Consider the following 8,943-nt stretch of genomic DNA (forward strand, 5'->3'; position numbering starts at 1 on the left):
GCCCTCTAGTCCGATCTGGCTCGCTTCGTCCACGATTACCACGTCGAAAGCGTCCCGATTCGGTTCGATCATCGCCGCTATCTGCTTGACCGGCATCACCCAGGCCGGTACCGCGCCGCGCGCGTCGCCCATCGCGGAGCGGGCCGCCTTCAGATGCCGTCGGCCCTGCGCGGTAGTGCCCTTGCCTGCGCGTGAGACCGCGTTCGCATAGGCGTTGAGTGCCTGCTTCTGCTCGGCGGTCATCCGCTGCATGCAGTGCAACAGGGCCCGGTCTGCAGCCAGGTCCTCGGTTGTAGTGCGGAGCTGGGCCTCGACCTCGTCGAGTTCGCCCTCCAGCTTCGCTTCCCGGCCGGGGGTGAGCATTCGGTCGCGGAAAGCCCGGGCCCGCTGCCACGCCCAGGACTCCGCGAGCCCAGTCAGCCGCGAGCCCCAGGTCGGATCGTCGGGTGTTTCGGCCAGTGCGCGAGCCAGCACCGGGTGACTCACCGCGAGCTTCTCCAGGAGTTTGCGCGCCTCGCGCCGGTCAGCTTCGCGGTGGTAGGCCGCCGTCAGCGCCTTCACCGCCTTTTCGTATACCTGCGGGTCACGGACCGCCATCGCGCGATGGGCATCCGCCAGCTCCGGCACGCTGCGTGCGTTCTGCACAGGTAGGGATTCCGCGAGCCGCAGCAACTCTTGCTCGCGATCCCGCAGGGCAAGCCGGGCCTGGGCATGAATGACGGCCGCCTGCGCCCGCTTCCACTCCTGACGGTTACGCACCGTGGCCCTGATCCGGGCTTGCAGGAGTGCGGCGTGCACCCCTTGAGCGGCCACTGAAAAGCGCCAGACGCATTTCAGTCGTGGCGTCCGGTCCAGGAGTTCCGACAGGGCAGCCTCCAACGGTCCATCGACGGCGAGCACGCCAAGTCGCACCCAGGATCTGTTCAGCTGCGACACGGCCTGCCGCGCCCGCAGATGCAGGACGACTGCGGCTATTTCGGCCGCGGTCGTCGGGGAGCGACCGTCCACAGCGCACTGCGTCAGCAGCGGCTCCGCCTCCCGCTGGACTGGCTTGCGGAAACGCTGCCGGACCTTCCCGCCGTCGCGCACATGGCGTTCCAATGCATTGCCGGCCGCAGTCAGCCGGGCCGCCTGCCCCGGATCCAGGTCGCCAGGCACCTCAATGTGCGCGAACGTCAGGTTGGCCAGTTCGTCCTGGACTTTTGCGGCCTGCTCGGCATCCCGCCGGACCGCGGTCCACAGCGCCGTACGGCTTCCGGATAACAGATCGTCCAGCCCGGACGTACACCAGTCACCGGGCATCCATCCGGCGACATCCAGGGCCAATCCCTCCTGCTGGAGCGCTTGCTCGGCCTCGTCCAGGTGCTCCCGGAGGGAGTCGAGCAGCTCACTGCCGCGCTCGGAGATTTCCTCTGCGAGCGGGTCGGCGCTACTCTCCGCCGCGACGCGCTCGGCGGCGTACCAGACAGTCACAGCTTCGGCGAAGGCTGCCGGCGCTGGAAGGTCTTCAGGATCCGGGCAACGGGCGTCCTGTTCCTTCAGCACCGCCACGCCGTGCCGGTTGATCAGGGCAAGTAGTCGCTGGGTCTCGTCTGCTCCCAACCCCGGGGTGCCAGGTGCGTCCTTGGGAAGCGGCGGGAGCCACCCGTGCCGCTGCTGGCCCGCAACCACCGCTTCAACGATCTCCGCAAGCCGCCCACGGTAGCCGGGCGCGATCTCCGGGTGCTCGTACCACTCCGCTTCACGCAGCTCACGCAACGCCGTGAGCAGTCGTGCACGATGCGTCGCCAAACTGTCGCGGTGAACGGTCAGCTCCGCAATTCTTAGGGTGAGCTGAGCGGTCGAGGTCGTCGCAGTACGCTGCGACAGCATGCGGATCGACTGTTCCAGTTCACCGTCAGAGCTCTGGCGGACATCGCCCTGGAACACACACAGGCTGCGCAGTTTCGGCGGTAACTTGTCCCGCAGCACCCGGAGGGCCTGATCCTTCTCGCTGGTCACCAACACCCGTTTGCCGTCCGCAAGCAGAGCGCACACCAGATTCGCGATGGTGTGCGTCTTGCCCGTGCCCGGCGGGCCCTGCACCACCACGCCGGTGTCCTGATGCAGACGATGTAATACTTCGTGCTGCGCCTTGTTGACGGGCAGCGGGAAGAGCGGGTCGGGACCGAGGGCGGGCGGCACCGCGCCGCCGTCCACCGCCGACCATGCGACGCGCTCCTGCGCGCTCAGCGGCAGCAGGAGCTGCGCCAGACCGAGCGGGCTGACCGCGTCCGGTTGCGCGAGCTGCCGCGCAATCTTGTCGTAGAAGCCGACGAGAGCGCCGCGTCCACGCTTGCGCAGCAGCAAGGCCGGCGCCGTCCGCAGCCGCAGGGAGGCATCGCTGTCACGGGGATGGGCAGGAGGCTGTTCCCACACAGGCTCGAAACGCACAGACCGCTCCGTGCCCAGCGCCCGTTCCGCCCAGCTCGCGAGGATCTCTTCCGCCTCACGGGATAGCGGATGAAGATCTCCAGAATCGGCACGGGAACGCAGTGGGCCCAGCAATGCGGAACTGTAGCCGTCGGTCTCGTCCAGGAAATCGCCGTCCTCGAGCTCAACTCGGGCGTCCGGGAGCAGGGATACCGTGACTCTCACCGTGTCCGGATCGACGGTGACGGCCAGCGGGGCAGTCAGCAGATGGCGGTGCAGGAGCCTCTCGGCCTGATCCGGCCGACGGGTGAGCAGCCCGACCCCGAGCACCGCTTCATAAACGTCACCGTCGTTCTGGACCCGCCGCGCGATCCGCAGCAAAGTTCCGTGAAGTTCCCGCTGCGGCTCAGCGGCGCGTTCCTCGGCTGCCCACTTCCGCCATCTCGGCAGCCACCCCCCAAACGTCTGCAGCACCTCAGCCGCGTCTTCGCGCCGGATCTCGCCTACCTCGACCCAGCCGCCGTTATCGCCCTCTACCCACCCCTGACCCGGTCCCGTCTCCGCGACCAGCGGGTCTCCCGCACCCGCATCGGCCACCGCTTCCGGAGCCAGCCAGCCTTCCAACGCCTCTGGCAGGGCCGGAGCCGGCCGACGCGGCCAATGATCCACCGCCAGCAGCACGCCGTCGGAGGCGGCTCGCGGTCGCGGCACAGTGTCAGGAAGACTGGCCAGCCACAGGACTTCCTGGTCTTCCCTGCAGTCGCGGACCGGTTTGTGCGCCGTTCGTACAAAATCCCGTAGATACTCCACAAGTGCGCGGGTCCGGTGAACCATCTCTGGATCGTCGGCACGGCGCGCGTGCTGCTGGATCACCCAACCCCCAAGATCATATTTATATGATGAACATTGAAGAGTACACGTAACGGGGGCTTCCGCAACGGTTTTTCCACAGGCGAACATTTCAGGCCACCGCGTCTCCGAGCCCTGCGCGAGACGCAGACGCCAGCCCCTCCGAGCTATCGGCCGACGGATCTGCCCCTGGACTTAGAAGGCGACCTCTTGCTCGGATGGATCGCCCCCACGGGCGTGGGGACGGCCCGTACAGGTAGGCCGGTACTATCTCGGGGAGACTTGACCCTTGCGCCGACCACGACGGCTGAACGACCTATGGGTACGTGCACCGATGCTGTTTCGGCACCCGATGTCCTTTCCCAAGGGGTTGATTGCGTTGTGGGACAGCAGGACATGGTGGGCCCCGCCAGGCTGGTGATCAGATCATCAGAGTGAGCTCAGCAAAGGCAGCCGTCAGCCGCGGACCGGATTCAGCGTCGATGCCGAGTTCGTAGTGGCCGCGGCAAACGTTCTCCCGCGATCGCACGCCCCGCGCTGGCCGTCTACACGGGATGGAAGCGTTTCAGTCCGCTCACCGAGGACTCTGGGTGTGGATGGCAAGCCGTCAGCGCCGTTCTACCGGCCCCTCGCACCAGTTTCGGTGCGCGGTTGCGATTATATGATCATGGAATGACGGCTGCGGCACAGCGCAGAGGCAAGCGTCGACGCAGGAAGGTGCGACGTGAGCACTTCGTGTCCTGGGAGGACCTGGGTGCGGTCGCAGATCTAGAACACCCCCTGCGTCCGCGGCCGACATCTCGGATGGCCGGCGGACGGCATGGTACTCGCTGGCGTTCCTGCTGCGCAGTGCCGCCGCAAAGCATCTCGACATCCAAACCCAGGAGATCATCGCTGGAATACACTCGTCGGCCCACGGGGGCGAACAGAACTTCTACGCCTTCCTGGCGGACACGCTCGAAAATGGTGCGGGCTTCAGCTCCCATCTGGGCGAAGCGACACAGCTCGGCCCGTTTCTCGACACCGTCGAAGAGTATCTGGCAAATCTGGATCGTGCGGACCACGCCGATAAGTGCGTCTCGTCATGCTATCGCTGCCTGCGTGATTACACCAACATGGCCTATCACCCGCTGCTCGACTGGCGGGTGGCGCGAGATCTGCTTGCCGTCCTCCGCCACGGTTGGGTAACGCCGAACTCCAACCGCGAGGAACACGCGATTGCCAGCTGGGCGAGCATGCGCAGGGACGCGCAGGTGATGGAAACGGCGGCTCCGTCCTGTATGTTCATCATCGGGCAGAAGCAGGCCGCGCTGGTGGTGAAGCATCCGCTGGAGGCGTTCGACCAGAATGTGGCAAGCTCGCGTATCGCCAAGACTCTCGATGTGCTTACTGCCCAGGGCGTGGAGCCGGAGAGGACTGTCGTTGCCGACTTTCATACCGTTGAGATGAGTCCAATGGTGGTGAAGGAGGCCTTCGCGCCGCTGTCGCGCCGCTCGTAGCCCTCCGGCGGACCGTTCTGTCGAGGACAGCTGTCACCTGCCGTCGGCCCCCACCAGCACAGGTCCGACGGCCGCGGGTGGGGTGGCGGCCCGGCTGGGCGCGAAGACCGCCTCCCGGGTTTGCGTGGCGATCGCCGCGGCGAGTGTGTCGATCTGATCGACGAGTGCCGGCACAGTTTGGGCAAGGTCCACAACATGGACGTGAACGCGGATACCGGCCCGACGAATCGTGTGCATGGCGGACGCTCCGCCCGCGTAGACGAGATGGCCGTCGGATAAGCCGAGCGCGGTGCAATAGGCAATAACCTGGTAGATGTCGCCAATCGGGGTGGTCGCGGGTGCCTTGTACTTCGCGTCCGTGACGGCGAGGCAACGAGGGCCACGCCACCAGGTGATGTCAGGTCGGGTAGCCAGTTTGCCGGCCTCGTCGAGCCGGATGACACGCTGACCGTCGACCGCACCGCCGTGGCCTTCCAGCGCCCCACGAAATGCGGCGGTGAGCCAGTCCTCGTACACGGCGTTCATGTCGAACAGAAGCCCCGAGGCGGCAACACGGCCGACCACCGGGTCCGCCGATACCTCGATTCCCCGGCTCGCCAGGACGAGCCGGGCGAGCCGCAGGGCCGGCTCATAGCGCCGGGTGAGCCGGGTGGTCACCGTCGACGGCAGCCGCCCGCCGGGCACGAGCGGGGTCACGTCGGACAGGGCGACGTGTATCCGGTGCAGTGCCGCCCGGGTCGCCACCGGCACACCCGGGAGCCGCAGGAGGCGGCGGGCAGCCGTGGCCAGGATGCGGTTCTCCGGAATGTCGACGGTGTAGTCGTCGTAGCGGACCTCCAACGGCATGGCGACGCCGAGCCTGGCCCGCATCTGGTCGGCCTCCCGGAGCCGGCCGCGCAGTATCGGGGACGCCTCGTCCACCGACCGGTAGCCGCGCAGAATCCCGCCCGTCAGGGCCCGCCCGGCCCGATGAGCGAAGGCGACCGCGGTCCCGGCGACGAGGTCGTCCTCCTCCCCCACCGTCACGTCGTCGTCCCGCCAACCCGAGGGATTGCGGGCGTGACCGAGCAGCCACAGCAGCCTGCCGACTCCGACCTTCGGCTGTACGACCAGCTCGACGTCACCGGCCCGCACCAGCCCCACCATGGACGAGGCGGTCAGCCGGACCCGGCCGTCCATGTCGCGGCCAGCGGTGACGGCACCAGTCGCCGCGAGCGCGCGGGCTACCCCGGCCGGCATGCCCTCGACGGTCCGGGATCGGTACTCGGCCAGGATGATCCGGTCAGGCATCGGACGCGCTCACGGCGCCGCCGGCCGCGTTAGAGTCGCCCTGGTCAGCGTCACCCTGGTCGGTACCGTCAGACCCGGCGACTGAAGGAACGACCATCCGACCACGTTGCAGAACATCCAGGCCGTACCGGCCGCGGACATAGCCGGCGACGTCGGCGTGCTCACCAAGATGCCGCTCTTCCAGCAGTGGCAGGATCTGCGTGCGCCAGAGCCGTGCCAGCCCCTCCTGTGTCGCCACCCGGGGACTCATCAGATAGGACGGTCCCACGGTCGCATCCCGGTCTGCGATCTCCGCGTTCAGTACATCCAGCAGGTCCGCCACCGCGACGGGCAGGCCCCTCTCCGCCAGCCACCGGCGCAACATGTCCGCCACCGGCGGCTCACCCGGAAACAGCGACTGCCAGGCGAAGCGACGCCGCATCGCCGCGTCCACCAGCGCGATCGACCGGTCCGCGGTGTTCATCGTCCCGATCAGGAAGACGTTGCGTGGCAGGGTGAAATCCTCATCCGGCGAGTACTGCAACCCGATCGTGCGGTTCCGGTACTCCAACAGGAAGTACAGCTCGCCGAACACCTTCGCGAGATTCGCCCGATTGATCTCGTCGATGACCAGGACGTAGGCGCCGGACGGGTTCTGCGCGGCGGCATCGACCAGCCGCCGAAAAGGCCCCGGCTCCTTGGCGAACCGGAACGTGCCGTCCGCGGTCAGACCAGGCCGGAATCCCTCGATGAAATCCTCATAGGCGTACGACGGGTGGAACTGCACCAGCCGGTGCTCGCCGTTGGTCTCCTCGGCCAGGAACTTCGCGATCTCCTGCGCCAGGTAGGTCTTCCCCGTGCCGGGCGGACCGTACAGGACGAGCTGCTTCTTCTCGTTCAGCAGGTCCACGGTCTCGGCCAACCAGTCGATGTCGACCAGCAGGCGCTCGGCCAGCTCCTTGGCCGGCTCGGGCAGGTCCACCAGCGGCGCCTGCTCCACGACAACCGTTTCCGGCTCGGGAAGGACAGCGACGAGCGCCGGCGTGCCACCGTCGGACCCGTCAAGCTCCGCCAGGTCGGCGATCTCTCGCGCCACCTCACCCAGATCGACGATGGTTGCCTGCCCGGACAACCGGTCCTGCGCAGTGTCGGAAAGATCGAAACGCCGCAGCGGAGCCGACGTGTTCACCCATTGCACGTCCCGCCGGCGGTGCGACTCGACGACGTCCGGGACCCAGTACGGGCCACCGGTGAGAATCCCGACATACACGCGGGAATCGTTGACTGTGACCACGATGTCGCCGGACGCCATCCGGTTGAGGAACTTGTCCAGCAGCCCAATCTGAGTCCCCTCCTGGCTCGGGCTCAGCCCCGGCTCGGCATCCCGCACGATGTGCGCAAGCGCGCTCTTGGTCAGCCCCGGCTCCACCGGCGGATAGTCCGGGAACGAGATCGAACAGTAGCCGTTCGTCAACCACTCGGGGACGAGGTTACGGCCGGAGACGTTCGCTCCCCGCACCAGCCAACCCCGGCGCCGTGGCGGCGGATCGCCACCCTGCGCGATACCCCACCCCCATTGCTCCGCCCAGGGCGACTCGAAGAAGTCGACGGGCACGTCGCTCGTGGCTTCCAGCGCCTGGCGGATCGCGAAAAAGTCCCGCTCACCATCCCCGGTGAGCGGGCCGACCTCGTGCCCGAAGGTCGTGACGACCGCCGTGAGATGGTCCGCGAGCAGGCTGTCGAGAAACACCTGTGGGAAGGCCAGATGCAACAGCGCGCGCCGCTGGCCGGCCGCCGTCGTGGTGGGAACCTCGTCGACAATCTCGCGGAACGCCCACGGGTTGACCAGGGCGGCGCGGACGCGCTCGGCCGGCTGACTCTTCCAATGCGCGACAAGTTCAGCGAGCCAGGTGATCTGCTGCGCTCGATAAGCCTTGTACGCCATACCCACCGTGATCACACCACCGTCGAGTGCGGCGTCCAGAGCGGGCGGAACCTCGACCCGCGATCCGGCCGCTTCCAGAACCTGCCGCAGCCCAAACCGCTTCCTCCGACCGGCAATGTCGCGCGCAACCAGCAAGTGCAGGTACAGAATCTCCGCTGCCAGCTGCACAACCAGCGGGTCCGCGCCGGCGAGCTCCGCCACCAGCCGGTCGAGAAAAGTCCCGGTCGCCCCATCCGGAGGGTTGGCGATCCGCCCGGCAAGCTCCCGAGCGTGAGCCTGCGTCCACACGTTGCGGCCGGGAGTGAAGGCCGAGTCGTCGGCGCCAAGGCCATGCTCGAGGAGGATGCGAGCCGCGTCGTACACTTGATCGTCTGTAGTCATGGACGTCTCCGGTCGGGATGCCGCAGCCCGTGGCCTGCCGGCGGATCAAGGGGCGAGGTGTAGGTGCCGGTGGCCATGGCGTCGTAGGCGGCGAGGACGAGACGGCGGGTACGGAACTCACCGTGCGCCTTCTCCTCGTTCTTCCGCAGAACGAAGAAAGAATCGATCACATGCTCAGCCTCGTCCCGAACCAGGCCGTACAAGTGCAGGTAAGCGGCGTCCAGCTCAGCGCGGATCTGCGCCCGCCGGTCAGGGTTCCACCGGAACGGCGGGCCGTCGTCATTCAGATCCCCGGCGTAGGGCGCCATGTCCCAGGACGTGTATGACAGCTCCAGCACCCGATCGGCCACCCAGTCCCGCAGCGCCACGCTTGGCTCCCACGGCGCCGGATGGATGTAGGACTCGGGCGGCAGGACGGGGAGCTGCCGGACGACAAAATACTTCAGGGATGCGCCAGAATGCTTCTGCCGTGCAGAGTAGTCCAGTACGAGAGAAGAAAGGTTTGCTTGGAGGCAGCCCTGCGCACTCATGGGGGCCGATGAGAACATTAAGAGAAACTTGTCCCCTACAGCAGAGCAAGGCAAGACC

General features: G+C 67.2%; 4 protein-coding genes and 3 pseudogenes. 2 read left to right on the plus strand and 5 right to left on the minus strand.

Annotated elements, in window-relative coordinates; genetic code table 11:
- Together U9980_RS15635 and U9980_RS28575 are read right to left on the minus strand one after the other, a co-directional pair.
- The coding region (locus U9980_RS15635) for an AAA domain-containing protein (protein ID WP_322768589.1) at nt 1-3,246 on the minus strand (3,246 nt) is incomplete at its 3' end.
- Between the two features lie 436 nt (nt 3,247-3,682).
- Nucleotides 3,683-3,778: pseudogene (locus U9980_RS28575) on the minus strand (IS6 family transposase); the annotation flags it as partial.
- A gap of 373 nt (nt 3,779-4,151) precedes the next feature.
- Between U9980_RS28575 and U9980_RS28580 the strand changes: the two are divergent.
- Nucleotides 4,152-4,301 (plus strand): annotated as a pseudogene (locus U9980_RS28580) (hypothetical protein); the annotation flags it as partial.
- 75 nt (nt 4,302-4,376) lie between these two features.
- The gene (locus U9980_RS15640) at nt 4,377-4,760 is read left to right on the plus strand and encodes a hypothetical protein (protein WP_322768590.1); all 384 of its coding nucleotides are present in this window, start codon (nt 4,377-4,379) and stop codon (nt 4,758-4,760) included.
- A gap of 33 nt (nt 4,761-4,793) precedes the next feature.
- Here U9980_RS15640 and U9980_RS15645 read toward each other — a convergent pair whose 3' ends face one another.
- From U9980_RS15645 to U9980_RS15655, 3 genes and pseudogenes are all read right to left on the minus strand, one after another.
- Complete coding sequence (locus U9980_RS15645) at nt 4,794-6,050, minus strand: McrC family protein (RefSeq protein WP_322768591.1); 1,257 nt, start codon at nt 6,048-6,050, stop codon at nt 4,794-4,796.
- Entirely contained in the window at nt 6,043-8,355 is a 2,313-nt protein-coding gene (locus U9980_RS15650; RefSeq protein WP_322768592.1) for an AAA family ATPase, read from the minus strand. Before U9980_RS15650 ends, U9980_RS15645 begins: the two co-directional genes overlap by 8 nt.
- Nucleotides 8,352-8,943: pseudogene (locus U9980_RS15655) on the minus strand (N-6 DNA methylase); the annotation flags it as partial. The gene U9980_RS15650 and the pseudogene U9980_RS15655, both read right to left, overlap by 4 nt.

It is taken from the genome of Protofrankia sp. Cr1 (assembly GCF_963555865.1).
Taxonomy (GTDB): Bacteria; Actinomycetota; Actinomycetes; order Frankiales; family Frankiaceae; genus Protofrankia.